We start from the raw sequence: 25603 nt of genomic DNA on the forward strand, positions 1-25603 counted from the left end.
CCTCAGCGGCCGGGCACGGCAAACCGCCGTTCTAGAAGGTTGAAGGCGACCAGTGCGATGCTGGTCAACACGAGATAGAGAGCGGCCGCGGCGAGATAGAAAGTCAGCGGCGCCCGCATCGAACCCGCCGCGATGGAGGCGACCCGCATGATGTCTGTCAGCCCGACGATCGAGATCAGCGACGTCTCTTTGATGAGAGAAATCCACTGATTGGCCAGCGCCGGCAGAGCGATGCGCATCATCTGCGGCAGGATGACCAGCATCCAGGTCTGCCAGGGATGCATGCCCAGCGACCGGGCGGCCTCGACTTGTCCTTCCGGAATGCTGAGAACAGCGCCGCGAAAGATCTCGGCCATATAGGCGCCGGAAACGATGGTAAGTGCGACAACCCCCGCCAGGAAGGCGTTCACCTCCACATACCGGCCGAAGAGAGCGCTCATCGCAATGGTTCCGCCAAAGAAGATCAGCAGAATGACCAGCAGTTCCGGCACACCGCGGACGATCGTCGTGTAGCAGCCGACGGCAGCGCTCAGCGGTTTGAGCGGCGACAATCGCCCTGCTGCAGCGGCCAGTCCGAGCGCCGTGCCGAGCAAGCCGCTGACCGCCGCCAGCAGTACGGTCGTCTTGAGCCCGTCAATGAACTGGATTGCAAAACCATCCATGGGGTTGACCTTCTATCGATGAGAGGCGAGGAAACCGCGGAGACGATCGGATGCCGGCGACAGGAAGAATTGTGGTGGCGGCGCTTCTTCCTCGATCAGCCCACGATGCATGAAGGCCACTCGCGTCGACACTTGCCGTGCAAAGGCAAGTTCGTGGGTCACGATCACCATCGTTCGCCCCTCGCCCGCCAAGACCTCGATGACGCGGAGCACCTCGCCGACGAGTTCAGGGTCCAGCGCGGAGGTCGGCTCGTCGAATAGCAGCGTCAGTGGCTCCATGGCCAATGCGCGTGCGATCGCCACACGCTGCTGCTGGCCGCCCGAGAGATGCCGCGGATAGGCATCGGCCTTCTCGGATAGCCCGACCTTGGCGAGGTAGTGATGCCCCAGATCCGCTGCGGCGCCACGCCGCATTCCCTTCACGTGCACAGGCCCTTCCGTGACGTTCTCGAGCGCGGTCTTGTGCGGCCAGAGATTGAAGCTCTGAAACACCATGCCCATCGAGGCGCGGATGCGGCGAACCTGCCGTTGGTCGACGATCGAGGCAGGTGCGCCCTTCTGGGCAGCGGGCCGGATAGCCAGTCTCTCACCATGGACCCAGATATCGCCGCGATCAGGGACGGTCAGTAGGTTGAGACACCGCAGAAGCGTGCTCTTTCCCGACCCGCTGCTTCCGAGGATCGAAAGAACTTCGCCGGGCCGGACATCCAGGCTCACCCCCCGAAGGACATCGGTGGGGCCAAGCCGTTTTTCGATGCGGTCCGCGCGTATGCCGTGAGATGACGCTGGTTCAGGAAATGAGGCGCCGGACGTCATTGGTACCGCCTCGAATGCGATGCATTCCCTACAGGGGATCCGACAAAATTCGGGCACGATAAAGCTCTTGTTGCGCGCATGGAGCGGCACCATCCTCTTGCTTCTTCAAGTTTCGAATGATTGGAGCGTTTGTAGCTCCTCCGGGCCGAGTGCGTCCTCGGCGGCGTCTGGACATGAGAATTGCCCCGAAATTCGGCAGGCGTCAATTTATAAGCAATAATATTTTGTGATAAGCCATGCTTATCGGATGACAGCCATACTTCGCCAAATTTGCATATTGTTATAAGCTCTGCTTTACATATAAATGGATCTGCACGTTCCGGGAGCTCCGCCATGGTCGAAATCGCAGGCACCGGAATTACGCTTCGGCATCTTCAAATCCTGCGCGAAGTCATCAGGGCGAGGTCGGAACGTGCGGCAGCGGCAGTGCTCGGCATCACGCAACCCGCCGTCAGCCAGCAGCTCAAACAGCTCGAGGCGCTGCTCGCCGTGCAATTGTTCGTACGCGACAAGGGTCGGCTTCTCCCGACCGCACAAGCGACGGCGCTCTTTCGCGACACGGACGCAACCTTTGCCCAGATGGACAGGATCGCCAAGACGGTGACCTCGATAAAGGGTATTGACAGCGACACGATCAGCATTGCCGCGCCTTATGTGTTCTCAATGAAATTGATTCCGGAGGCCATACGCGCGCTACGCTTGCGTCAGCCGGTTCATGGAATTCAGCTCAAGTCAGGCAGCTATCACGAGATTGCCGCGCATGTGCTCGAAGGGCGGGCGGACATCGGGCTCGCCCGCCTGCCGCTGGACGAGAAGGTCTTCGACTGGCGCCCTGTCGCGATAGCGACGAATGTTTACGTCTTCTATCCCGGCCACCGGTTCTCCGGGAAGGAGATAATTCGGCCGGAGGATCTGATCGGCGAACCTTTGGCGGATGTCGAGCCACAGATGCACTCACACCAGATGAACGAAAATGCGCTGCGCTACATGGGCGAGGAGCCGCATCTGGCAATTCAGGTCGATATCATCGGCCAGGAGATAAACTATGTCGCCGCGGGCCTCGGCATCACGAGCAGCAATACTTTTGCCGCGCGCCAGTTTGCGGCCTTCCCCGTCGAGTTTCGTCCATTCGAGCCTAGCGCGCTCTATCACTACGTTGTCTTCTGGCAGAAAGGCCGAAGACTCGGGCCGGTGCTGCAGGAAACCATCGACATCATTGTTGAATGCGCAACGGCCGGAGGAAGCACCACTCAAAAGGCGGAATAGGCGAAAAGCAGTTGAACGGAATCGAACCCGAAGCCTACAAGTTCCGAAGAGCTCATCGCCTTGATTGTTAATGGTAATTTTCTGTTATTGCGGGCGTAGGTAGCAACATCCTCTACGCAACATCGTCCAACGCTGCCATTATTGATCGCCGCCAATGGCGGTCGGTGGTCTAGCGCTGGCATTCACGGAGCTTGCCGACACACGATAATCGCTCCTCTGGAGCTGCCAGCCGGTACTGTAACTGCAGTCATACAGTCATAGGTGCACGGTTTTCGTCGTTTGATGCGGCCGAAAGGGTCCAGGAAGCATCGCCGAGAAATCCTGTCGGCAGTTCATGTGCGTGGCATGATATTTTGACCTTGGCGACCTGAGCGCCGGTGACAGATCAATATGAACCTGTTGGTACTTGTAGCGTAAGAAGTTCATCGGGTTGGTGACTTCGAGTCATGGAACAATTCTCATCGAGACATAGCGCGCCCGGTGGGATGCCTTCGCCCACCGCATCGTCGCGTTTAGCGATTGAGCCTGGCGGACCCATGCCGGGTTCGTCCTTGATGCCCAGGCCTTGATGAGCGGCGTCCCGCGAATGGCGGTGCCCTCCTCCATCACACCGATCGCGACGCCTATGTGGCAAGCATTGAGCGGTATTTAGCGGCGCAGAAGCTGCAAGTCGTGGGGGCACTTTTTGGTCACGCTTTTTTGGAATTTGCTTCAAGGTATAGGACTACTTCCTTCAATAGCCCGATGAACTCTGGCACCACTAAACGATAGTAGACAACAAGTCCCTTGCGTCGCGTGCGCACAACGCCCGCCTCGCGCATTTTGGCGAGATGCTGAGAAAGCGCCGATTGCGATATATTAACTTCGTGAGCCAAATATGTAACGCTTTGCTCACCGTTGGCCAGCGTTAGCACGACCTGCAGCCGTTTTGCGTTCGACAGGATGTTTAGCAACTGACCACATCGCTGGAAATACACCGCGTTCTCAGCCGCGCTCCGCATATTGCTTCGCCCTCCACATTTCTATGGGTTCGGTCAAAAAGAAGAAATCCTCGACGGGCATGACGACGCGACAACACTCCTACCCCGCCCGGCACGTCCGTGGCGACTGGCATTCGAGCCTCCGTAAGACGTCACTCTCCGTGTAAGGAGACCATCGCCACATTCTCATGCACTGTCAAATATCGTAAAAACGCTGAAAAAAGCTGTAATTCGTGACTTTTGTGCTTAATATTTAAGCAAAAATTTAAATGCAATAGTTTCACGCAGTAATACCTATCCGAAAGGATAGGAAATTTGCTGCGGGAGCGCCCGTACTACCCACCCGAAAGAGCGCATGCCCTATTCGCCGAGGCCCTTCCGTCCGATGGCAAGCGGATGCACCGTAACAGCAGATAACGCAGCACAGCGCCCGGCTTTTCGATGCACCGGATACGCAGTTTTCAAGGTTTGAGTTTGCCCCGCATATGCAAGTCGTTGCAGTGCTGAAGGAGAGATCGAGAATGCGTGACGTCCATATTCGTGTCGTATCCCCCATCGTAACGCGCGGCTTTCGCAAGCTGGCGGATCTCAAGGCGCTGGAATATCCCGGAATCCGTCTGTCCCACGCCGAAATAGCCACGGGGCCGGGGTCGATCGAAAGCGAATTCGAGGCGGCGATGTCCGTTCCCGGCACCCTGCTTGAAATAGCCCGCGCCGAACGTGAAGGCGTCGATGCCGTCATCATCGATTGCATGGGTGATCCCGGCCTGCGTCCGGCCCGGGAGATTTCCGGCATGGTCGTTCTCGGGCCATGTCAAACCGGCATGCATGTTGCTTCCATGCTGGCGCACAAGTTTTCCGTCATCACTGTCATGCGCCGCCTGATCCCGTCTTTTGAAAACACCGCCACCCTTTGCGGCCTTTCCACCAAGCTGGCCTCGGTGCGCAGCGTCGACATTCCCGTGCTCGATCTCGAGGCGGACCTTGTCGCCACCGCCCGCCGCCTTGTCGAGGAAGGCAAGAAGGCGGTGGAGGAAGACGGGGCGGAAGCCCTGATCTTCGGCTGCACCGGTCTGATGGGATGCGCCGCCGGCCTGCGCGAGGGGCTGCTTGTCGAAGGTATCGACGTTCCCGTCATCGATCCCATTCCTACGGCCGTTTCCGTTGCCGCCAGTCTCGTCCGCGCCGGTCTTTCGCAAAGCAGGATGACCTATCCGGCCCCGCCGGAAAAGGAACTGATCGGTTACGACACATTGCACAGGGCCATGTTGCCGCAAGCAGTTGAATGAGGAGATCGGGCAACATGGCGGCATCCGCAATGACGACATTAGATAAAAAGGTGGATGGCCTGCCCCGTTCTCAGGCTTCGTCGATGCGAAGGCACTTCGGCGAGGGGCTTGGTTTCTGGCTGCTTCTGCTGCCGGCCCTGATTTTCTTCATCGCCTTTTTCGTCGTGCCCACCGCTTCGCTTTTTGCCCTTGCCTTCAACAAATCGGTGGCGGGCGTCATAACCCTCTCAAGCGCGATCACTTTCGACAATTTCGCGCGCGTCTTCACCCGCGCCATTTATTACGAGGCCATTTTGCGTTCCGTCGGCATTGCCGCCATGGTGGCGCTGGTCTGCCTGATGCTCGGATATCCGCTTGCCTATGTCATCGCCAAAACGGTCAATCCCGGCCGAAACACCCTGCTGATGATCCTCGTATTATCGTCCATGCAGCTCGACATGGTTATCCGGCTCTATGGGCTGATGGTTCTTCTGGGCGATAACGGTCTCATCAACGGCGCACTCATCCGCATGGGCATCGTTTCGCAGCCGCTGCCGCTGATGTACAACATCTTCGGTGTCGTGGTCGGGCTGGTGCAGATCACGCTGCCTTTCATGATCCTGTCACTGATCGGCATCATCAAGTCCATCCATCCAGCGCTCGAAGAAGCGGCCAGATCGCTTGGCGCTTCCCGTGCGAAGGCTTTCTTCTCCATTGTGCTGCCGCTTTCCATGCCGGGAATTCTGGCTGGTACGCTGCTGGTCTTCGCACTCGCCATTTCATCCTATGTCGTGCCGGCGCTGATGGGCGGATGGAAAGTCATGGTCATGCCGATCCACATCTACCAGCAGGTGGCGGAAACCGGACGCTGGCAGTTCGGTGCGGCCATCGCCACCGTCCTCTTCGTCACCAGCCTGATGGCGATCGCCGTCTATCACCACGCCGCCATGCGCACCACGGGAGGGCGCAGCTGATGCGTGAGGAATCATCCATTCCGCTTCTTTTCAGGCTTCTGTCGGTCCTGACACTGACTGTTTTGCTGGTCCCCGTCATCATCGTCATCCTTTCCGGCCTGAATGCCGGCGATTATCTGACCTTTCCGCCACAGGGTTTTTCCCTGCGCTGGATCTACGCCTTCCTGACCTCGCCGACCTTTCTCTCGGCCTACGGCGTTTCCTTCCTCGTTGCCGGCATCTCGACAGCGATTGCGACGGTGCTCGGCACCATGGCGGCCCTTTTCCTGACACGTTCTTCCAGTCGTCTTGTCGCACCGCTTCGCGCCTTCTTCATGATGCCAATTGTCCTGCCCGGGGTCGTGCTTGGCCTGGCGCTCTATGTATTCTATGTCACCACGGGCATCGGGCTCGCACGGAGCATGACCGGGCTTATCATCGGCCATGTCATCGTCACCTGCCCCTTCGTCATCGCCACGGTCACTGCCGCCCTGGTCGGCTTCGACCGCAGCCTGGAAGAGGCGGCCCGTTCGCTCGGGGCTTCTCCGTTCACCGCCTTTCGGCTCGTGACGCTGAAGATCATTTCACCGGCCATCTCGGCGGGCACCATCTTCGCTTTCATCATTTCCTTCGGGCAGTTCGAGGTGACGCTCTTTCTCTCGACGCCAAACCTGCAAACCTTGCCGATGGCCATGTATGTGGCACTGCGCTACGCCTTCGAGCCCACCGCAGCGGCGGCAGGCATATTCGCCATCCTCCTCGTCGTCGTGTCGATGGTGGCAACCTCCAGGCTCATCAATCTGAAGCGCGTTTTCGGCGGCTAGAGCACCGCTGCACATTTAATGAATGCCCGCATCCATAGGTTCAAAAAACAAGGGGAACATGGACATGACTGGAATGACATTCGATCCCAATCGCCGCAAGCTTCTCAAGATCGGTGCCGCAGCAGCAACCTTGCCGCTTTTCAACATCAACCACGCCTTCTCGCAGGATGTGACCTATGACGGGTCTGTCTTCGATGCCGGCGGGGCGGTGTTGCGGATAGGCGAATGGGGCGGTCCATGGGGCGAGCTGGTCAATAAATATCTGCTGACCGATTTCGCGAAAGATTTCAACTGCAAGATCGAATATGATTCAACCTGGCCCTGGTTTCCCAAATTCGTCGCCAACGGACCAAAGAAACCGCCGCTCGACATTACCAACTGGAACCTGCCGGAAATGTTCAAGACGGCGGCGGCTGGCGACTTCTTCCACACGATCGACGAAATTCTTCCCAATGTGCCGAACGGCAAAAATCTCTGGCCCTTTGCCACCTCGAACGGTGTAGGCGTCACCTGGGCCTTCAACCAGTATGTGCATGCCTATCGCACCGACCTCGTCACACCGCCGCCGACAAGCTTCAAGGACATGTGGAAGCCTGAGTTCGCCGGTAAGCGCGGTACCTACATTACGTCCAATACGCTGCAGATGGACTTCTTCCTCGTCGCCTGCTCGCTCTTCGGCAAGGATCAGTATGATCTCGACGCCGGTTACAAGGCGATGAAGGAACTGATGCCTGCCAAGATTTCGGATTTCACAGGCAACATGCAGACGCTGATGGATCGCGGCGAAGTGGTCATCGCCGTGCAGAGCGACGCCGAACCCATGCAGGCCCGCGACAAGGGCGCTCCCTTCGCCGTCATGTACTGGAAGGAACTCCAGCCGATATTGACCCAGACCTACACGGTCAGCCGCTATTCCGAGCCTACCCAGAAGAAACTTGCCTATGCGCTTCTCAACCGGGCGCTGGAGCCGTCCTTCATGACCAATATGGGCAAGGAATTCTACCTGCGCCCCACCGTCTCCAACGCCGTCCTGCCGGATAATCTCGTCAAGGCCGGCATCGTCAACAGCGCCGACGCCATCAAGGATTTCTGGCTGCCGGACTGGAAGGCCTATCTCGAAAACGAAGACGATATCGTCGAGACCGTGAACGAAATCTTCGCCGGCTGACCTTCGCGCCGGAGAAAGCGCGGCGCCCGCAGAACGTCGTGGCCGGCCCCGCCGGCCATGCCTCCAGAGGAAAGGACAACGGAAGCCGATGTCGGATATTCAACTGAAAAGCCTGGTCAAATCATATGGCGACAATGTCGCGGTCGCGGGCATCGATCTGCATATAGAACAGGGCGAGTTCTTCTCGCTGCTGGGACCTTCCGGCTGCGGCAAGTCCACGACATTGCGCATGATCGCCGGCTTCATCCGCCCGACGTCGGGGCAGATCCTGATCGGATCGGATGACGTCACCTATCTGCCGCCCGAAAAGCGCGACATCGGCATCGTCTTCCAGAATTATGCGATTTTTCCGCATATGAGCGTGGCGGAAAATATCGCCTTCGGCCTTAAGCTGCGAAAGAAATCCAGGGAGGAAATCGACAGCTCCGTCGCCTTCGCATTACGCCAGGTCGGGCTGATGGGATATGAAAACCGCTATCAGCGCCAGCTCTCCGGCGGCGAGCAGCAGCGTGTGGCGCTTGCCCGCGTGCTGGTCACCGAACCACGCATCCTGCTTCTGGATGAGCCGCTTTCGGCGCTCGACAAATCGCTGAGGGAGGAGATGAAATACTGGATCAAGGATTTGCAGAAGAAGCTCGGCATCACCACCGTTTACGTGACCCACGATCAGGATGAGGCGCTCACCATGTCCAACCGCATCGGTGTGATGCAGAAGGCCAAAGTCGAGCAGGTGGGCACGCCGCAGGAAATCTACGAAAGGCCGAAGACGCTTTTCGTCACCACCTTCATCGGCCAGTCCAACGTCATCGATGCCACGGTGAGAGGCCGCGAAGGCGAAAGGCTCGCGGTCCGCTTCGGCGACAGCACGGCACTGACCCGGCTTCCATCCGACAATTTTGCCGAAGGCAAGGCCGTCAAGCTGGTGGTCAGGCCGGAAAACATCATCATTGGCGAGGCCGGGACCGGCCTTGCTGCAACCGTCGTTTCGGAAACCTATCAGGGTGCGCTTGTCCGCTACCATCTTTCGGTTGGCGGGCAGGATATCGTCGCCGAGCGGCAGAACCAGTCCCACCTTGAACGGCTGTCCCCCGGACAGGCGATCGGCGTGACGTGGGACCCGGAACGATCCGAAGTGCTGGTGGCCTGAGGCCCGGCACCGGAACCAGAAAATCGGGAAGGATGCAATGTGCGGTGACCAACCGCGCAGACGCCCTTCCCTTGTCAATCGATAGGAGAAAGACATGCGTATTGGCATTGATGTGGGTGGAACGAATACCGACGCCGCCCTTATGGACGGTTCGGCCGTCATCGGCGCCTGCAAAAGCCCGACAACGGCCGATGTCGGCTCGGGTATCGTGGCGGTGCTGAACAAGCTTCTGGCCATGACGGGCGTATCCGTCTCGCAAATTCAGGCGGTGATGATCGGCACGACCCATTTCACCAATGCCGTGGTGGAGCGCAAGCGCCTGCTGCAAGTCGCCGCCATCCGCCTCGGCCTGCCGGCCACCAAGGGCCTGCCGCCGCTGACCGACTGGCCGAAGGACTTGGCCGACACGCTCGGCCGCCACACCTTCATGCTGCGCGGCGGACATGAATTCGACGGGCGCACCATCGCCCCGCTTGACGAGAAGGGTCTTATGGAAGTTGCCGCCACCGTGCGCGAACGCGGCCTGAAGACGGCGGCCATTACTTCGGTTTTTTCGCCGGTGACGCCGGAAATGGAACTGCGTGCCGCCGAAATCCTCCGTGATGCTGTTCCCGACATCGCGATTTCGCTCAGTCACGAAATCGGCAGGGTGGGCTTCCTCGAGCGTGAAAACGCCTCGATCATGAATGCTTCGCTAGCCGAACTCTCCCGCAAGGTTGTGTCCTCCTTCCGCAGCGCGTTGAAGGAACTCGACATCAAGGCGCCCTTTTTTATCAGCCAGAATGATGGGACGCTGATGTCTGCAGACTATGTGGAGCGATATCCCGTCCTCACCTTCGCCTCCGGCCCCACCAATTCCATGCGCGGTGCGGCGATGCTGGCGGGCGTCAAGGAGGCCATGGTGGTGGATATTGGCGGCACGACATCGGATGTCGGCATGCTCGTGCACGGTTTTCCGAGAGAATCGGCGGTTGCCGTCGATATTGGCGGCGTGCGCACCAATTTCCGCATGCCGGACGTGCTCGCCATCGGGCTTGGCGGCGGCTCTCTGGTGCGTGATGAGGGTGCGCGCATCGGTCCCGATTCCGTCGGTTACGAGATCACCAGCAAGGCTCTGGTTTTCGGCGGCGATATCCTGACGACCACCGATATTGTCGTGGCGGCCGGGCTGGAGGATATTGGCGACCGCTCCCGCGTTGCGCATATTCCCGCAAAAACCATCGAAACCGCGCTCGACACCATGCACCGCATGGTCGACGAGGCCGTGGATCGAATGAAGACCAGCGCCGATCCGCTCCCCGTCATTCTGGTGGGCGGCGGCTCCATTCTGGTCTCGCGCGATCTGCCTTCGGCTTCGAAGGTTCTGAGGCCACAAAACGCCTCTGTCGCCAATGCCATCGGCGCGGCCATCGCGCAGGTGGGAGGCGAGGTGGACCGCATCTTCTCGCTGGAAGGCACCTCGCGTGACGCCGTTCTGGCAAGCGCAAAGGCCGAGGCTTCGGAACGCGCGGTGAAGGCAGGGGCAGCAGCAGCCTCCGTCAAGATCATGGACATCGAAGAAGTGCCGCTTGCCTATCTGCCCGGCAGCGCCACCCGCATCCGCGTCAAGGCGGTCGGCGACCTGGTGATCGGTTGAGGACATGGCGATGAAACTCACACGCGAACATCTTGCCGATCTTGCCGTCGGCGCGGCTTTTCTCGGAACCGGCGGCGGCGGTGATCCCTATGTCGGGCGCATGATGGTACAGCAATGCCTGGACGAAGGCTGCGAGGTCGAGTTGATCGACCCCAGTGAGTTGCCGGACGACAGCCTCGTCATTCCGACAGCCATGATGGGTGCGCCGACCGTGCTGGTGGAGAAAATCCCCTCCGGCGAGGAGGCCATCTTCTCGCTCCGTCGCCTTGAGAAACGGCTCGGCAGAAAAGCCAGCTACACCATGCCAATCGAGATAGGCGGCATCAATTCCACCATTCCGCTGGTCGTCGGCGCCCGGCTCGGCCTGCCCATCGTCGATGCGGACGGGATGGGCCGCGCCTTTCCCTTTCTCGAAATGGAGACATTCGGCGTTTACGGCATATCCGGCTCCCCCATGGCGGTGAGCAACGAGTGGGGTGATTGCGCGCTGATCGAAGCCGTCGACAACAGGCAGATGGAATGGCTCTCCCGCGCCGTCGCCATTCGCATGGGCGGCTGCGCCTATATTGCGGAATATGCCATGAGCGGCGCGGAAGTGAAGCGCACGGCAATTCCCAATACGCTGACACTGGCGATCCACATCGGCAAGGTGTTGCGTAAGGCGCAGGAGGACCACATCAATCCCATCGAGGCGCTTCTCGGTTTCCTGCCGTCCACGCTTTACCGTTACGGCCGCGTCATCTTCAAGGGAAAGATCGTCGATGTGATGCGCGAAACCAAAGCCGGTTTCACCATCGGCCGCGCCCGGATCGAAGCCGTCGCGCCATTCACCTCGCAGATGGAAATCGAAATCCAGAACGAGAACCTGATCGCCAGGCAGGATGGCAGGGTAAGAGCCATCGTGCCGGATCTGATCTCGATCATGAACACGGAAACCGCCGAGCCAATCACCAGCGAAAACCTGCGTTACGGCCAGCGCGTCACTGTGGTCGCCGTCTCCGTGCCCGAGATCATGCGCACCCCGGAAGCGCTCAACGTGTTCGGTCCGGCCTGCTTTGGCCTGAAGGAACCCTTTACCTCCATCGAGGAGATCGACTGACATGGCAATCATCACGGAGCAGGACATAGACGATCTGGCCGTCGGCGCGGCCGTTCTCGGCACCGGCGGCGGCGGCGATCCCTATATCGGCAAACTTCTGGCCAAGGCCGCCATCGAAAAATACGGACCGGTGGACCTGATCGCGCTCGACGCGGTACCCGATGGCGCAGCCGTTGTCGCCTGCGGCGCAATGGGAGCGCCCACCATCCTCATCGAAAAAATCCCCTCCGGCGAAGAGGGCGACCTTGCCCTTGAAACCTATGAAGACCACACCGGTATCGATGTCGGCGCCATCATTCCCTTTGAGGCGGGCGGTATCAATTCGATGATACCGATCGTGCTGGCGGCCAAAAAGCGCGTGCCCGTCATCGATGCGGACGGTATGGGGCGCGCCTTCCCGCAGCTTGAGATGGAAACCTTTAACGTCTATGGCGTGCCGGCAAGCCCGGTTGCGGTGGCCGACGAACGCGGCAACCGAGTGCTAATCGAGACCGAAGACGCCGCCAAGGCCGAGTGGCTGGCCCGCGGCGTGACTATCCGCATGGGCGGGCAGGCCTATATCGTCAACTACGGCATGGATGGCGAAACGGCAAAACGCGTTTCGGTGCCCGCCACCATGTCGCTCGCCATCGGCATTGGCCGGACCCTGCGCGAGGCGGCCGCACGGCATCTCGATCCGGTCGCGGCGCTTCTCGATTTTTTTGCGGGCACGCATTATGGCCATGCCGAAATCATTACCTCCGGCAAGGTTTGTGATGTCGCCCGCAAGGAAGAAAACGGCTGGTCGGTGGGGATCGCCACCATCGAACCCTTCGACGCCTCGAAATCGAAAGTCAAAATCCGCATCCAGAACGAAAACCTCGTGGCGGAGGAAGAAGGCGGACGCGTGCTGGCGATCGTTCCCGATCTCATCACGGTGCTCGACATCGATACGGCCGAAGCCATCACCACAGAAAGGCTGCGTTATGGTCAGCGTGTGAACGTGCTTGCCGTGCGTGTGCCGCCCATCATGCGCACGCCCGAAGCGCTGGCTGTCTTCGGTCCCAGCGCCTTCGGCCTCACGCAGGCCTATCGCCCGCTCGGCTCTTGACGAATGCCCGGCATCGGGCACTGATAATATCCCTCCCTTCCCGGACGCCATTCCGGCAGGGGCGGGTCGTTCAGTAACGAAAGAGGACCGATGCCGAGCCGTGTCTTGCGTGAAAAGCCATTGCATGCCGTCAGAACCTTTACCGGTGCCGGGCTACGCTTCAGCCCGCCCCGCATGCTTTTTTCAGGCATCGAAAGACCCTATCTGCTTTCCAAGCTGGCCGCAGGGCTTTCAAGGCAGATCGTCGTGCTTCGCGCCCCGCCCGGCTTCGGCAAGACCGCCTTGATGAAAGCGGCCTATGAGCGTCTTGTGGACGGTACCCTCACTTTGCCGGGCATGCGCGACACGGCGGTTTCCCATTGTTCCTGGCTCAACGCATCCGGGCTTGCATCGCCCGAACGTTTCATTTGTGAACTGCGTCAGTCGCTAGGTCTCGCCGTTATGGCGGACACACAGAATGCCATGACGGACGCCATGGAAGCTGTGGCGCGGCGTGAGGGTCTGACCATTCTTTTCATCGACAATGTCGACGAAATCGATACCGGCAGCCGATACCGGTTTCTGGAACAACTCATCCTTTCCGCGCCCGATACGCTTCGCATCGCCTGCTCGTCCTGTTCTCCTGCGCAATTGCAGCTTTCCCGGCTGAAGGCTCGCGGAGTATTGACGGAGTTGACGGCGAGGGAACTCGAATTCGGGCGATCCGACCTGCGGCGGCTTCTGTCCCGTGGCGCTATGTCGGCGCTTGTCGATCCCCTGATGGAAATTACCCGTGGCTGGCCCGCGCTGGCGCAACTCGCCACCGGCATCGTGACCGGAGGCCCGACGGAAGAAGAACGCCGCCTGTTGCTCGCCGGGACCCATGCCGATCTGATGGACTACACGCGCGAAACCGTCATCAACCGGCTTTCTCCGGCGCTCCTGTCCACCCTGCGCCGATTGTCGCCTTTCTCGGAATTTCGTCTTGATCTCGCCTCCGACCTCGGTTTGCCCGGCTTGACGGAAGACGATCTGGTCATGCTGGAGGCGTTGCATCCCATTATAGAAAACGGGCCGAATGGCTGGCTCTCCCTGCACCCCGTGCTTCGCACCTGCCTCGAACGGGACACCGCCTTCGTTTCGGAAACGGAAAAGAAGGCGCTGCATCGCCAGGCCGCCCTCTGGTTTGCAACCCGCGCTCATCTGGAACGCGCCGTTTCCCACGCCGCCCAGAGCGGCGATTTCCATATGGCGGAAGAAATCATCGGAAAAGCTGGCGGCGTCGATATTTTCCTGCGGGCCGGGCATCAGGTGCTGGAGCACCTCATCGATAATTTTCCGCCGGAAATCCTGCATGCATCGCCCGGCCTCATGGTCTGTTATGCCGTGGTGCTCTCCAAGCGCGGCAATGCGGCAGCCGGGCGCGAACGGCTCGATATTCTGAAAGAAAACGGCGAATGGTCCTCTGCCGCAATTGCCGCCGTCGACCGAAGCGTCCTCGACCATATCGACAGCCTGATCGATGTTTATGAAGACCGCCGCATGAGCGCTACCGAGGCGCAACGGCTGGAACGGGCCGCCGCCGCCCTGCCGCCGCATGCCACGTGGGAACTGGCCTGGCTCTTTAACCACCTCTGTATCATTTACACCCGGACCGGCGAGCTTGAGGAGGCGCGGCGCGCGGCGCTGAAAGCGCTCGGATATTATCGCGAGGAGAAAACGCCCTATGCCCAGGTCTTCATGCTCATCCATCTCGGCCTCGTCAGCACGCTGACCGGTGAATTTTCCGCTGCCCTGCAATTTTGCCGGGAGGCGGAGGAACTGGTGGAACGGGTGCACTGGACAGACAGGAATCTGCTGGCCATCGTTCGCCTTGCGACAGCCGACGTGCTTTATCAGCAGGGTGAGGTGCTTCAAGTCGAGCAGACCCTGACCGAATGCGTGGAGCCGCTGATCCGGGGGGAAGGCTGGGTGGACCTGTTCATGCGGCTGTTCTGGCTTCTGGCCCGCAGTCGCCTGCAGGTGAGCGGCTTCGATGCCGCGGCTGCCGCAATCGACAAGGCGGAGGAAGTGGCAGTGGAGCGTAACCTGCCCCGCCTGAAGACCGCGGCTGCGATCATGCGTGTCGATCTGCTCGTCAGGGCTGGCATGATTGAATCTGCAACGCAAGCGGTGGAACGGGTAGAAACCCTGAAGCAGGCGGGCGGCCCCGGCAACTGGACATGGCGGGAGGCCTATGATTTCGATATTGCGACAGCCCGGCTGGCACTCGCCCAGGGGCAGGCGTTGCGGGCGCTGCAAGTTCTGGAGGCTCTGATCCTGTCCGCTCGGGCGTCAGGCCGGGCCTATCACCGCATGCTGGCCGAGGTCATGGCCGTCCAGGCATCCTGGAAGGCGGGGCGCCAACAGCAGGCTTTCGCCTATCTGCAATCGGCCATCGCGCTTGCCCGCACACACGAAGCGACGCAGCTCTTTACCGATGAGAGGCATGATTTGGCTGCCACCTTGCGCGCCATCGTGCGCCGTTTCGGGCTGAAGGTCTTTAGCCCCAACGCCGTGGAATTCATGAGCCGCATTGTTGGACATGGCTTCGGTCGCAAGCCTCACATGATAGTTTCCGCACAACAGAAGCATGACGGCGTAGTGCCAGCGTCCGGGTTGCTGAGCAGTCGCGAACTCACAGTCCTCAAGCTTCTTTCCGAAGGCCGCAGCAATAAGGAAATCGCCCGCGAGCTAGGGCTTTCGGAGGCCACGGTCAAGTTCCACCTGAAAAATATTTATGCCAAGCTCGGCGTCAGCCGACGTGGCATGGCCGTTTCCGTCAGCAAGCACCTTAAGCTGACTGAACCTGAATAACGTCTTTGATTCGCCAGCGTCGTCCCACGCCTTGATATGAATCGAACTGCCGACCCGAGATGACGCGGCCTTTGGAGAGCTGAAAGGACTGAGGTTATACCAATGACCTGAAACCTCTGCCCATAGCCGCGACCAGTGCGCAAACACGCACATCAATGATGCAAAAGAATCCAGTTGGATAACTGGCGACAGCAACCGTGAGGTATGCGCCGTTCGCCGTTTGGCTGACTTATCGATGTAGCTGCATTTTCGCTCGTATTGATATACAACGCGGTCCACACGACGTTTGAAAGGTGGCACGTGCGGCGCCGATTTACACCGGTGCCGGATACCGAGCTGCACCTTTACGGAGCGCTCTGGCTTCTCACACAGGGCGAGACGCGCAAGACAACGCGTGTGGCTCTTCACCGAGTTTATGCCCCACAGGCTCGCCGCGTAAACGCCGCTACTTGCGGGACTGCCGCTATCGCGAAGTTGACCTTAAACCCTATCCGCTGCTTTTGGGCGTGCCGAGATAGGTGAGCAACAAAACGTTCTAGCTTTATACAGCATCGCCCAGCCTGTGCCCGGACTCTTTAGTTCTCAGGTCTTATTCCTGCGTTTCTCAGCAACCGGATACACCCGTCTCTACGACCAACCTCGACATCAATGGTGCGCGCCATGGTCTCGCCGAGGCCGAACCTGTCCGGAAGCGTCAACGGTTTGCCGAATAGTGTGGCGTGATGCTCTTCACAAATGTTCGAACCGGCGGCCCAAAAAGTGCACTTGGCAAAGCGTCCGGAATTGTTCAGATAAAACAGGCTACCTCTTATCGTCAGTGGTTGTCGCTTTGCGACGCAGCCACATCTGCAGGTCATGGGGCTTTTGCAAGCTCTTACGCGCGCTGTGTTAGCCTACCGGGATCGGGATACCAAAAAGCACGCGATAGGGGCTTTATGAAGATTCAACTCGTGTCCAGGCCGCGGCATTGCGCGATGTTTCGCGATGCACCATAAAGACGGTGTAGCGATTAAGCCTCCGGAGACATGATGACATCGGCGAACCCCACTGTTTCTGGCCCCAAGGCCGAGACGAACAAGTTTCTCGTGCTCCTGATTGGGTCAATTGGTGTCGTCTACGGGGATATCGGCACCAGTCCTCTTTACGCCTTCAGGGAATCGCTGCGCCCGTTCACGGCTAACGGCGTTCAGCACGAGCATGTCGTCGGCCCTGATCTCTCTCATGATCTGGACACTGACGATCATCGTCACGTTCAAGTATGTGCTGTTCCTCTTGCGCGCAGACAATGACGGTGAAGGTGGCACGCTTTCGCTTCTTGCTCTCTTGATGAAAAAGACCGGAAGCTACATGCCTGTCCTCTTCTTTGCGGGCCTGATCGGTTCTGCTCTTTTCATCGGTGACGCGATGATAACACCTGCCCTTTCGGTGATGTCGGCGCTTGAAGGGATGAAGCTGGTCACGCCTGCCTTCTCCGACTACGTACTGCCGTTATCGGCGCTTATCATGGTCGGGCTGTTTGCCGTTCAGTCGAAGGGTACGGGGGCCGTCGCAAATTTCTTCGGCCCCGTCACCGTCGTCTGGTTCCTGGCAATGGCTTGGGCTGGGTTAATCCATATCGGTGACGACTGGACAATCCTTGAATCGCTCAATCCGGTCAACGCGCTGTGGTTCATCACACACGCAGGCTGGGCCGGGCTGATTGTCCTCGGAGCTGTTTTCCTGACGGTGACCGGCGCGGAAGCGCTCTACGCCGATCTAGGTCATTTCGGCCGAAGACCGATCAGCGTTGCCTGGTTCATCCTCGTGTTTCCCGCTCTCGCCCTCAACTATCTCGGTCAGGGGGCACTAGTCCTCAGTACGCCCGCGGCAATCGACAACCCATTCTACCTGCTCTATCCCGAATGGGCCCTGCTCCCGATGGTTATCCTTGCGACGATGGCAACGGTTATTGCCAGCCAGGCCGTCATCACAGGAGCCTTCTCGCTTGCTCGTCAGGCCGTGCATCTCGGCTTCCTGCCGAAGCTGATGATCCGCTTCACATCCGAGACGAACACCGGACAGATATATGTGCCCGCCGTCAACATGGTTCTGTTTATCGGCGTTCTGGTGCTGATCTTCTCATTTGGGGATTCGGAATCGCTTGCGACCGCCTACGGCATCTCGGTCACCGGTGCTATGGTCGTGACGACACTGATGGCCTTCCAGTTCCTCCGTTCCGTGAGGGGCAAATCTGCCTTCACCGCTGCGATCCTGCTCGCTCCGCTCCTGTCAATCGAAGCTGTATTTCTCGCAGCAAACCTTCTCAAGGTGCACGATGGTGGCTGGGTACCGCTCGCTCTGGCGGGCGTCATCATCCTAGTCATGTGGACATGGACGAAGGGTTCGCGATACCTGCGCGAAAAGATCTCGAGAAATGACATGCCCCTCGACACGTTTATCAGTTCGCTTGAAGGCTCGATCAGTCGCGCTTCTCGCAGCGCTCCCGTCATCGTGCCGGGAACAGCTGTGTTCCTCACCAGTGTGCCCGATAAGGTGCCAAGCGTCCTCCTCCACAATCTCAAGCACAATCATGTCCTTCACGAGCAGAATGTGATCCTCACGATCTGGACGCACGATAAGCCGTACATCCCAGCCTCCGAGCGCGTCGAAATCACCCGGATCTCAAAGCATTTCATGCGCCTCGAGATGAATTTCGGCTTTATGGACGAGCCGAACGTCGTCAAGGCGCTACCGCTGTGCAAAAAGAAGGGTTTCAAGTTCGAGATCATGCAGACCTCGTTCTATCTCGGCCGCCGCAATCTGATCGCAACGCCTAACGCTGGTTTGCCTTGGTGGCAGGAAGACCTTTACATTGCCCTGGCGGGTATCGGGATTGACCCCTCCGCGTACTTCAAGCTTCCACCCAACCGCGTTATTGAACTGGGAGAGCAGGTAGCCATCTAGGACACTACGATCGCGCTGTAGTGATATGATCGGTTTGTACGGACCCGCCATCGTTTTGGCGGTGACAGGAGCACTGCGTTATGCGGTAGCTGGTGGGAATCCCTGGGTTGAACTGGCCGGTACGTCCTGGCGCCCGAGCCCTACCCTGATTGCGGTGCGTTTCATCAGAATTTCATCGAGATTTGTCACAACCAGCCGACGATTTAGCCGGCGGAGCCGGGATGCGCGAACGGAAATTGCGAGAAATTGAGAATATTGCGGTTACGATTCCGCGAACTCGCCCGACCCGGCATGAAACCCAGGCATTTGATCGACGCCGTCAAACAGCGTCATTCTGATGCAACGAGAAAGCAAATCGCACGTGCGGCGTTCCTGAGTGTGACATTTTCGGTTGAATGCAGCCCTGAGGACGTGAAAGCACTTCACGATCTTGCCCGCAACGCACGGGACAAAGACGGCGACTAGGCGCCCCTCGACCGCAGCTCACCGCAGCTTGAAACAGGGAAAGACTAAGCAGGTGTACTCATGACTTATCTCAGAACGCCGGTACCGCGGATTGAAGCAACAGCCGACCGCGTCACGAGCTCCTCCGCTTTCAGTGCCAGAATCTCTTGGCATCGAGAGCATCGTCCAATGCGTCCTGCGCCATCCGACCTGCTTTGCCGTGTCAGCGTCAACGATCAGGTCATCCGCTCCAGGTAATCGCGCTCGTCGTGTCCCCAGTCCATTACGGTCAGATAGGGCGCGGAGAAGCGCCGGCCTGCGGATTTGGGCGGCCTTGGCAGGCGGGTGATCAAGGAACAAATCTCGTCGGTCTGTTGCAGAAGGCTCTCGCGATTTTGCAAAGCGACAAGGTCGTTGAAGATCGTTCCGGCCACGATATAGAGCCCTCGGCTCGATAGCGCCGAAGAAACCAGGTCTATATCCAAAGGCACGTAACCATAAGGGCCAAGCTCCATTCCGCCGTACCCGGCCGCCTTGACCTCATCGAACACAAGCTCCCATGGGGGCAGGTTCGGATTGCGCACGTCATCGACGCCCCAGCAACACGGCGCCGTGGTGACTGTAATACTCATGATGTTCTGGTCCTTCCCCGGTGTCGCTCACCTTGTGGGCGACCCTCCTCGACGCAGAGATGTAGCTTGAGATATTCGGTTTACGAAGTTCGATTTTGATGGGATCCCATCAGAATGAGCGATGGAGAGGCAGATGGTTGCGCGAAAGGTGAGCATTACGGATGTCGCGAAAGCAGCCGGTGTCTCGACTGCCACAGTCGATAGGGTTTTGAACAATCGCGGAGGGGTGTGCGCTGATAAAGAGGACCTCGTACTGGCCACGGCGCGTGCGCTTGGTATTGATCGGGCGTTAGACCGCACGCCCTCCCGTGCCCTGCGCGTCGCAGTCCTCATGCAGCCTCCGGTCAATCCATTTCATGCAGCGTTGCGAGAAGGCATTGATCTGGCTGGGAGAATGTACACAGCGCTGAATGTGCAATTCTTCGTTCGTCACATTGACCCTCGGAAGCCCGAGGCAATTGCCGCAGCCGTCCGCGATTGTCGTTCATACGACGGTCTCGACGGCAGAACTGCAAAAGCAGCTCCGGCCAGGCTTGGATGCAATCATCCGCTGGCTCAGTGTACCACCAGCGGCCGAAGAACGACGACCGCCAAAGCCGACAGTTAGCTCTGGCAAAATGGCGCCCGCCAAGAAGGCAGCTTCCGCACGCTCCGTCCGACAGGCACAACGCGCGGCGACCGACGGCACCTTTGTCGGGTCTGTGTCGACATCGCGCGGCCCAGCACCAAAACCGATAAGCCCCTTTCCCAGAAGCACTATTTGAAGCGACAGAAGATCCGGCGAGCTTTCAAGACGCCTTGGTCTAAATATGCGTCGGTTCGGCAACGCATATTGGCAGCTGTACGTCGCGCACCCTCAGTGCAGTCCAAGACCGCATTCTAGAACAGCACGATGCATCGATTCAAAGATCGAAAACGACCTACGGCTGTGAAACTTTTCAGCTTACAGTCTCTCTTTGCTGAAACTTACATCTGAGCCACTGATGCATGGATGGCGCCCCTGCGAGCAGTGAGCCGCCGTCCTGACATATTTCACTGGAGAGTGACGTAACTAGCGCTCCCGTCTCCTCTGCTATGAGTTTGCCAGCGGCGTAATCGTAATGGCTGAGGCCATCTTCGAAGTAGCCATCGAGCCTGCCGGCCCCGACATAGGCGAGATCGAGTGCCGCCGAGCCAAGACGCCGGACGCCTGCCGTCTCATTGGTGATTACGTCCAGGGCCTGAAAGAATGTGCTGCGGTCGATTGCCTTCAACTGTCCGTGGATCGGCATCGATAGGGAGATGATCGCCTCTTCCGGCGGTTTCTCCTCTAACAGGGCTAGTTTCTTGCCGTTCAACTGGGCGCCCCGGCCTCGAACTGCGGTGAACATCTCGTCGCGCAAAGGGTCCAGGACCACGCCTAGCAGCTCGCCTTCGTCGTCGCAGAGACTGATGCTGACGGCAAAATAGGGAATGCCCCAGATAAAGTTGCTCGTCCCATCTAGTGGATCCACCACCCAGCGACGTTTCGCATCGGCGTTGCGCGCGCCTGTCTCCTCGCCGACGAAGCCGTAGTTGTCGCCTGCCTTTGCCAGGATTGCAGCAATCGCTTTTTCGGCTGCGAGATCTGCTCTGGAGGCATAATCTCCGATCGCTTTTCGCTGAACACTATCCCGCGACATAGCGCCAAAATAGGTCTTCAATTCAGCGCCGCCAGCCATGGCGGCGGTGGATGCAAGCTGCATCAGTTCGTCAAGCGAAAGGTCTGCCATCACTCATGCTCCCGCGGGTAGAAAGGTTATGGTTTCGAAATCGACACCCACGCGCGAACCTAGATCGAGTGCTCGTCTTGTTTCAACAGAAATGGTCGAACCGTTCTCAAGCTGAAGGCTTTGAATCCAGGCTTTGCCCATGAAGCGCCGGTCCTCGACCGTCGCATCGGCAAGACCGTTGCCGAATTCGCGGATCATTACCTGTTCGGGCCGCACCACGAGGGTGCCCTTGCCCCTATGGCTGTTTCCAGTCATGGCAAATCTTGGCCCGTCCGCCATCAGGAAGCCTGTTTCGTCAAAACTTCCTTCTATAAAGTTGGCACTGCCGACAAACTCGGCAACGAAGCGGTTTGACGGTCGGGAATAAATGGTTTCGGGATCTGCAAGCTGCTGCACGATGCCATTCTGCATCACGGCGATCCGGTCCGACATTTCAAGAGCTTCTTCCTGATCATGCGTCACATAGATTGCTGTCAGACCGAGTCTCTTCTGCAGACTGCGCAGTTCATGGCGAAGAGCCACGCGAAGACGCGCATCAAGGTTGGACATGGGCTCGTCCATGAGAAGCAGCGGCGGGTTGATGACGAGTGCACGCGCCAGCGCGATGCGCTGCTGCATACCCCCACTCATTTCTGCGGGATAGCGCTTCTCGACGCCGTGAAGCTCGACCTGGGCCAGTGCGGCTCGAACCCTTTCAGCAACTTCGCTCTTCGGAACCTTACGCAGCTTGAGCCCGTAAGCGACATTGTCGAACACGGTCTGGTTTGGCCATAGCGCGTAGTTCTGGAAGACGAAGCCGATATTTCTGTCCCAGGCGGCGAGTGAAGTCACGTTCTGCCCGTTGAACAGGATTTTTCCGCCATCGATTGGGTGGAAGCCTGCAATGGCGCGCAAAAGTGTCGTCTTGCCGCAACCGGACGGCCCTAGCAGCGTGAAGAATTCGCCGGGCCTGATCTTGAGGCTGATGTCTTTCAGAACTGCATGATTGCCAAAGGTCTTGGAGACGGCGTCGATGACGACCTCGCAGCCTTGGGTTGGAGTTTTGGAAGATGAGGTTTCAACCACCGGAATTTCCTCGAATTTGGCCGTAGCGGACAATGAAATAGAGAGGGATGTAAATGATCAGCATCAGCAGGATGGTCTGTGCTGCGGAGACACCGAAATCGGCATCGACCAGCGTGTTCTCGAAGATCACGGCTGTCATCGGCTTCCACGGCGGACGATAGAGAACGATGGTAGACGACAGTTCCGTGACGATGTGAAGGAAGGTGAGCGTTGCACCGGTTACCGCACCCGCCAGAACCAGAGGTGCCGTTATGGTGAAGAAGACCCTGAATGGACGCGCTCCAAGACTGATTGCGGCCTCTTCGAGAGCCGGGTGAACGCGCCTCAGGGCCGCCTCTGACGCCTTCACCGTAAAAGGCAAGTTACGAATGAGATAGGCAAGGAGAAGGATGAACCAGGTGCCGGTCAGTTGCAGCGGCGCCTTGTTGAACATCATGATGAGACCGATACCGAGCACCGTGCCGGGAATGACGTAGGGCATCATGACGGTGAGGCTGAGAGCGGGGGCGATGATCCGGTAGCGCTTGCGTATAATAACATATGCAATCCCCAACCCGATTGCTGTTGCCGCCAGCGTTCCGGCAATACCAAGCGACAAAGTCACCCAAGCCGGCCCCATGCCGGTGCGCCACATAGTGGCGTAGTTTTCCACCGTAAAGTTCGCGCTGGGTAGGCCGACCCGCCATTCCATGAAGCTGGAAACCAGCACCGTCAGGTGTGGCGTGAATGCCATGAGAAGGGCAATGATGACCGCTCCAAGCACTATGCCATGAGCAAGAGGCGATAGCGGCTTGCGTTCCAGCGCCCGCGACGACACCACGGCAAAACCGCGTCGCGCCAAATAGATTTGCTGCGCCATGAGGAAGAGGCTCGAGATGGTGATGAGCACAATTGATCCTGTGGCCGCAAGCGCCGGATTGCGTCCAGCCTCGCTCAGGAAGGACGTATAGATCAGAACCGGCAGTGCGTTGACATCGAGGCCAATGATGCGCGGCGTTCCGAAGTCAGACAGGGCTGCCATCGTTGCCAGATAGAGACCGGTGATGATGCCGGGAAGGGCCAGCGGAATTTCGACCGTCATGCGCACACGAGGCGGCTTGGCACCAAGGCTTTCCGCTGCCTCGATATGGCCAGCGTCCAAACTCTGAAACGAGCTGTGACTGAGCAGAAAGATGATTGGAAAGACCAGCCAGGTGATGACCCAAATGACGCCATGCAAGCCGACAATAGAGACATCGAGGCCGAGATAGTTGGTCAGAACGCCGTTTCGTCCCAGGAGCAAGCGCCAGGCGTACGCCCCCAGAAATGGTGGAGACACGGACGCCATAGTGACAAGAAAGACGATAGCAGTGCTGCCCGCGACCCGGTAACGTGCGATAAGATAAGCCAGCGATACGCCGATCAAAGCGGCAAGTCCGGTGGACGTCAACGCGATCAGCAGGCTGTTTACCGTGGCGGAAAGGGTTTCCGAGCGTGTAAAGAAATCGGTATAGTGGACAGCAGAGAGCGCCAGCGATTTGTTTTCGAAGGTGATGTAGGCGTTCGCGGCATGTGAGAGCAGGACGGCGTTGAGCGACTGCGCGTTGATATCTAAAGGCGCGGGTGCAGTTGTCGCGAATAGCCCCCGGGGCGCCTGCTGCGAAAGCGTGAACCGAGCCGAGCCCAGATCGAGTTCAAGTAAACCTGCCTCGTCCTTACCAACCGAAATCGGCTCTTGCGAAGAGAGGCGCAGCGTTCGGTCATCCTCGACGTCTACAGTCAGACTGTCAGTCGAACTCAGCGTTATCGCAACGCCGTCAGAAAGTTTAGCAACGCTGTATCGGGCGGTCATTTCCGGGACGAATTGCAAGCCGTCTTTATTATGCAGAAGAGTAAAACGGCCGCCCTCCTCCAGGAGGGAGGCGGCCATGAGACGAACCTGCGGGACAACAATCGTCAGGCCGCAGAGCACGAGCGCGACGATTGAAAATATCAGCCAATTGTCGCGCAGCACCTTCATTTTCCGCGAAGCTCCTGAAAGCGAGCCACGACCACAGGGCGCGGATCGACAGCGGATACGATCGTGAGCGTAGCCATGTCAGGCAGAGCGGCGGGAGGCGTTACATCCTTGCGTGCCGAGCGTCGAACGGTGGCGTCGCGAACGATTTCATGCGCCGTCTTGCTGCCGAGGAAATCGATGAAGCTCTTGGCGTCTTCGATGTGCTGCGCGCCCTTGACTATGGCTTGCGCATCGATCTGGCCGGTAACCGCATCGGTCGGATAGACGATTTCGATCGGCAGACCTTGAGCCTTCCACTTGGCACCCAGATCTTCGTTAATCCAGCCAACTGCTGCTTCACCGTCGCGTACGGCGTTGAAGGCGTCATCGGAACCGGGAGCAATGCGCGCACCCTTGGCCATTTGACCGACGAAATCCCAACCGAAATTGCCAGCAAGGGCGGAAAGAATGACATAGCCGGTGCCGGATTTTGCAGGGTCTGGAATAATCAGGCCACCGTTCTTTGCGAAGTCCTGTGAGACGAGGTCTTTCTGCGTCTTGGGTATGGAGCCGGCCTCGACGCGCTTGGTGCTGACGACCAGCGGCTGCAGCAGCACCGTGAACGGATGCCAGATGTGATTGGGATCGTTAGTCACCATGTCGGCGTCGGACTTGCTTTCGAACGATTGGAAGAGCGCTGCATTTTCTTCGAAGGTCTGCGTCGGTCCGCCCCACATGACGTCTGCCGAGGAATTGCCACCTTCTGCACGCAGGCGCTCGATCAGCTCGCCAGTACCGCCGCGCACGACGGTCACCTTCACATCCGGATTTTCCTTGGCAAAAGCATCGAGGATGGGAGCAGATGTCGCCTCCCCATGAGCGGTGTAGACCACCAGTTCTCCGGCATTCGCAACACTGATGATCGACGCCGACGCCAACGCGCCCGCTATGATACGCCGCAAGGTCCATTTCAGCATGACTATGTTCCCTTTTTAAAGTCACTGAGAAGAAGGCGATCCTATTAATCCATTTAACAGATTAAAAAT

18 protein-coding genes and 4 pseudogenes are annotated in these 25603 nt (G+C 58.7%); 14 read left to right on the forward strand and 8 right to left on the reverse strand.

The window, feature by feature from the left end:
* Nucleotides 1-2 precede the first annotated feature (2 nt).
* Nucleotides 3-662: an ABC transporter permease gene (locus CRO62_RS02670; RefSeq protein ID WP_097099084.1), complete on the reverse strand. Its 660-nt coding sequence runs from the start codon at nt 660-662 to the stop codon at nt 3-5.
* 12 nt (nt 663-674) lie between these two features.
* Nucleotides 675-1478 carry an amino acid ABC transporter ATP-binding protein gene (locus CRO62_RS02675; protein WP_025591064.1) on the reverse strand — a complete coding sequence of 268 codons (804 nt, stop codon included), beginning with the start codon at nt 1476-1478 and terminating at the stop codon, nt 675-677.
* Nucleotides 1479-1811: 333 nt separating this feature from the next.
* On the opposite strand from CRO62_RS02675, the gene CRO62_RS02680 reads away from it, so the two are divergent.
* Nucleotides 1812-2744, forward strand: a complete 933-nt coding sequence (locus tag CRO62_RS02680; protein WP_097099085.1) for a LysR family transcriptional regulator — start codon at nt 1812-1814, stop codon at nt 2742-2744.
* Between the two features lie 689 nt (nt 2745-3433).
* Here CRO62_RS02680 and CRO62_RS02685 read toward each other — a convergent pair.
* Entirely contained in the window at nt 3434-3745 is a 312-nt protein-coding gene (locus CRO62_RS02685) for an ArsR/SmtB family transcription factor (RefSeq protein ID WP_097099086.1), read from the reverse strand.
* A gap of 500 nt (nt 3746-4245) precedes the next feature.
* Here CRO62_RS02685 and CRO62_RS02690 point away from each other — a divergent pair, with 500 nt between their 5' ends.
* From CRO62_RS02690 to CRO62_RS02740, 11 genes and pseudogenes are all read left to right on the forward strand, one after another.
* Nucleotides 4246-5013, forward strand: coding sequence for an aspartate/glutamate racemase family protein (locus tag CRO62_RS02690; RefSeq protein WP_097099087.1), 768 nt, complete (start codon nt 4246-4248; stop codon nt 5011-5013).
* A 14-nt stretch (nt 5014-5027) separates the two neighbouring features.
* Complete coding sequence (locus CRO62_RS02695) at nt 5028-5966, forward strand: ABC transporter permease (RefSeq protein WP_097099088.1); 939 nt, start codon at nt 5028-5030, stop codon at nt 5964-5966.
* Nucleotides 5966-6769: an ABC transporter permease gene (locus tag CRO62_RS02700; protein WP_097099089.1), complete on the forward strand. Its 804-nt coding sequence runs from the start codon at nt 5966-5968 to the stop codon at nt 6767-6769. Before CRO62_RS02695 ends, CRO62_RS02700 begins: the two co-directional genes overlap by 1 nt.
* A 64-nt stretch (nt 6770-6833) precedes the next feature.
* Nucleotides 6834-7937, forward strand: coding sequence for an ABC transporter substrate-binding protein (locus CRO62_RS02705; RefSeq protein ID WP_236765670.1), 1104 nt, complete (start codon nt 6834-6836; stop codon nt 7935-7937).
* Between the two features lie 88 nt (nt 7938-8025).
* Complete coding sequence (locus CRO62_RS02710) at nt 8026-9084, forward strand: ABC transporter ATP-binding protein (protein WP_097099091.1); 1059 nt, start codon at nt 8026-8028, stop codon at nt 9082-9084.
* 94 nt (nt 9085-9178) lie between these two features.
* Nucleotides 9179-10720 (forward strand): hydantoinase/oxoprolinase family protein, encoded by a 1542-nt coding sequence (locus CRO62_RS02715; RefSeq protein WP_097099092.1) that lies wholly within the window; start codon nt 9179-9181, stop codon nt 10718-10720.
* A 10-nt stretch (nt 10721-10730) separates the two neighbouring features.
* The gene (locus CRO62_RS02720) at nt 10731-11819 is read left to right on the forward strand and encodes a DUF917 domain-containing protein (RefSeq protein WP_097099279.1); all 1089 of its coding nucleotides are present in this window, start codon (nt 10731-10733) and stop codon (nt 11817-11819) included.
* Nucleotide 11820: 1 nt separating this feature from the next.
* Nucleotides 11821-12909, forward strand: coding sequence for a DUF917 domain-containing protein (locus CRO62_RS02725; protein ID WP_097099093.1), 1089 nt, complete (start codon nt 11821-11823; stop codon nt 12907-12909).
* Nucleotides 12910-12999: 90 nt separating this feature from the next.
* Nucleotides 13000-15744 (forward strand): LuxR C-terminal-related transcriptional regulator, encoded by a 2745-nt coding sequence (locus CRO62_RS02730; RefSeq protein WP_236765671.1) that lies wholly within the window; start codon nt 13000-13002, stop codon nt 15742-15744.
* 321 nt (nt 15745-16065) lie between these two features.
* Nucleotides 16066-16183: pseudogene (locus tag CRO62_RS27495) on the forward strand (LysR family transcriptional regulator); the annotation flags it as partial.
* Nucleotides 16184-16772: 589 nt separating this feature from the next.
* Nucleotides 16773-18687 (forward strand): annotated as a pseudogene (locus tag CRO62_RS02740) (potassium transporter Kup).
* A gap of 698 nt (nt 18688-19385) precedes the next feature.
* On the opposite strand, the pseudogene CRO62_RS02745 reads toward CRO62_RS02740, so the two are convergent.
* Nucleotides 19386-19763, reverse strand: a pseudogene (locus CRO62_RS02745) (AP endonuclease); the annotation flags it as partial.
* A 133-nt stretch (nt 19764-19896) separates the two neighbouring features.
* On the opposite strand from CRO62_RS02745, the gene CRO62_RS02750 reads away from it, so the two are divergent.
* Both CRO62_RS02750 and CRO62_RS27780 read left to right on the forward strand, forming a co-directional pair.
* Complete coding sequence (locus CRO62_RS02750; RefSeq protein ID WP_323455443.1) at nt 19897-20370, forward strand: LacI family DNA-binding transcriptional regulator; 474 nt, start codon at nt 19897-19899, stop codon at nt 20368-20370.
* Nucleotides 20264-20614 (forward strand): annotated as a pseudogene (locus CRO62_RS27780) (hypothetical protein); the annotation flags it as partial. The gene CRO62_RS02750 and the pseudogene CRO62_RS27780, both read left to right, overlap by 107 nt.
* Nucleotides 20615-20701: 87 nt before the next feature.
* Here the strand turns inward: CRO62_RS27780 and CRO62_RS02760 are convergent.
* The 4 genes from CRO62_RS02760 to CRO62_RS02775 are packed head-to-tail and all read right to left on the reverse strand — an operon-like array spanning nt 20702 to nt 25534.
* Entirely contained in the window at nt 20702-21514 is an 813-nt protein-coding gene (locus CRO62_RS02760; RefSeq protein ID WP_097099094.1) for an inositol monophosphatase family protein, read from the reverse strand.
* A gap of 3 nt (nt 21515-21517) precedes the next feature.
* Nucleotides 21518-22579: an ABC transporter ATP-binding protein gene (locus CRO62_RS02765; protein ID WP_097099095.1), complete on the reverse strand. Its 1062-nt coding sequence runs from the start codon at nt 22577-22579 to the stop codon at nt 21518-21520.
* A complete protein-coding gene (locus CRO62_RS02770; RefSeq protein ID WP_097099096.1) occupies nt 22572-24578 on the reverse strand; it encodes an ABC transporter permease in 2007 nt (668 codons plus the stop codon). The genes CRO62_RS02765 and CRO62_RS02770 overlap by 8 nt, the downstream gene beginning before the upstream one ends.
* Nucleotides 24575-25534: an extracellular solute-binding protein gene (locus tag CRO62_RS02775; protein ID WP_065660617.1), complete on the reverse strand. Its 960-nt coding sequence runs from the start codon at nt 25532-25534 to the stop codon at nt 24575-24577. Before CRO62_RS02775 ends, CRO62_RS02770 begins: the two co-directional genes overlap by 4 nt.
* Nucleotides 25535-25603 lie beyond the last annotated feature (69 nt).

Source organism: Rhizobium sp. AN6A (genome assembly GCF_900215635.1).
GTDB classification, from domain to species: Bacteria; Pseudomonadota; Alphaproteobacteria; order Rhizobiales; family Rhizobiaceae; genus Agrobacterium; species Agrobacterium tumefaciens.

What these genes read in the sequence shown, in the direction of transcription:
- CRO62_RS02670 (WP_097099084.1), bottom strand. Translation starts at nt 662, where the DNA reads ATGGATGGTTTTGCAATCCAGTTCATTGACGGGCTCAAGACGACCGTA.
- CRO62_RS02675 (WP_025591064.1), bottom strand. Translation starts at nt 1,478, where the DNA reads ATGACGTCCGGCGCCTCATTTCCTGAACCAGCGTCATCTCACGGCATA.
- CRO62_RS02680 (WP_097099085.1), top strand. Translation starts at nt 1,812, where the DNA reads ATGGTCGAAATCGCAGGCACCGGAATTACGCTTCGGCATCTTCAAATC.
- CRO62_RS02685 (WP_097099086.1), bottom strand. Translation starts at nt 3,745, where the DNA reads ATGCGGAGCGCGGCTGAGAACGCGGTGTATTTCCAGCGATGTGGTCAG.
- CRO62_RS02690 (WP_097099087.1), top strand. Translation starts at nt 4,246, where the DNA reads ATGCGTGACGTCCATATTCGTGTCGTATCCCCCATCGTAACGCGCGGC.
- CRO62_RS02695 (WP_097099088.1), top strand. Translation starts at nt 5,028, where the DNA reads ATGGCGGCATCCGCAATGACGACATTAGATAAAAAGGTGGATGGCCTG.
- CRO62_RS02700 (WP_097099089.1), top strand. Translation starts at nt 5,966, where the DNA reads ATGCGTGAGGAATCATCCATTCCGCTTCTTTTCAGGCTTCTGTCGGTC.
- CRO62_RS02705 (WP_236765670.1), top strand. Translation starts at nt 6,834, where the DNA reads ATGACTGGAATGACATTCGATCCCAATCGCCGCAAGCTTCTCAAGATC.
- CRO62_RS02710 (WP_097099091.1), top strand. Translation starts at nt 8,026, where the DNA reads ATGTCGGATATTCAACTGAAAAGCCTGGTCAAATCATATGGCGACAAT.
- CRO62_RS02715 (WP_097099092.1), top strand. Translation starts at nt 9,179, where the DNA reads ATGCGTATTGGCATTGATGTGGGTGGAACGAATACCGACGCCGCCCTT.
- CRO62_RS02720 (WP_097099279.1), top strand. Translation starts at nt 10,731, where the DNA reads ATGAAACTCACACGCGAACATCTTGCCGATCTTGCCGTCGGCGCGGCT.
- CRO62_RS02725 (WP_097099093.1), top strand. Translation starts at nt 11,821, where the DNA reads ATGGCAATCATCACGGAGCAGGACATAGACGATCTGGCCGTCGGCGCG.
- CRO62_RS02730 (WP_236765671.1), top strand. Translation starts at nt 13,000, where the DNA reads ATGCCGAGCCGTGTCTTGCGTGAAAAGCCATTGCATGCCGTCAGAACC.
- CRO62_RS02750 (WP_323455443.1), top strand. Translation starts at nt 19,897, where the DNA reads ATGGTTGCGCGAAAGGTGAGCATTACGGATGTCGCGAAAGCAGCCGGT.
- CRO62_RS02760 (WP_097099094.1), bottom strand. Translation starts at nt 21,514, where the DNA reads ATGGCAGACCTTTCGCTTGACGAACTGATGCAGCTTGCATCCACCGCC.
- CRO62_RS02770 (WP_097099096.1), bottom strand. Translation starts at nt 24,578, where the DNA reads ATGAAGGTGCTGCGCGACAATTGGCTGATATTTTCAATCGTCGCGCTC.
- CRO62_RS02775 (WP_065660617.1), bottom strand. Translation starts at nt 25,534, where the DNA reads ATGCTGAAATGGACCTTGCGGCGTATCATAGCGGGCGCGTTGGCGTCG.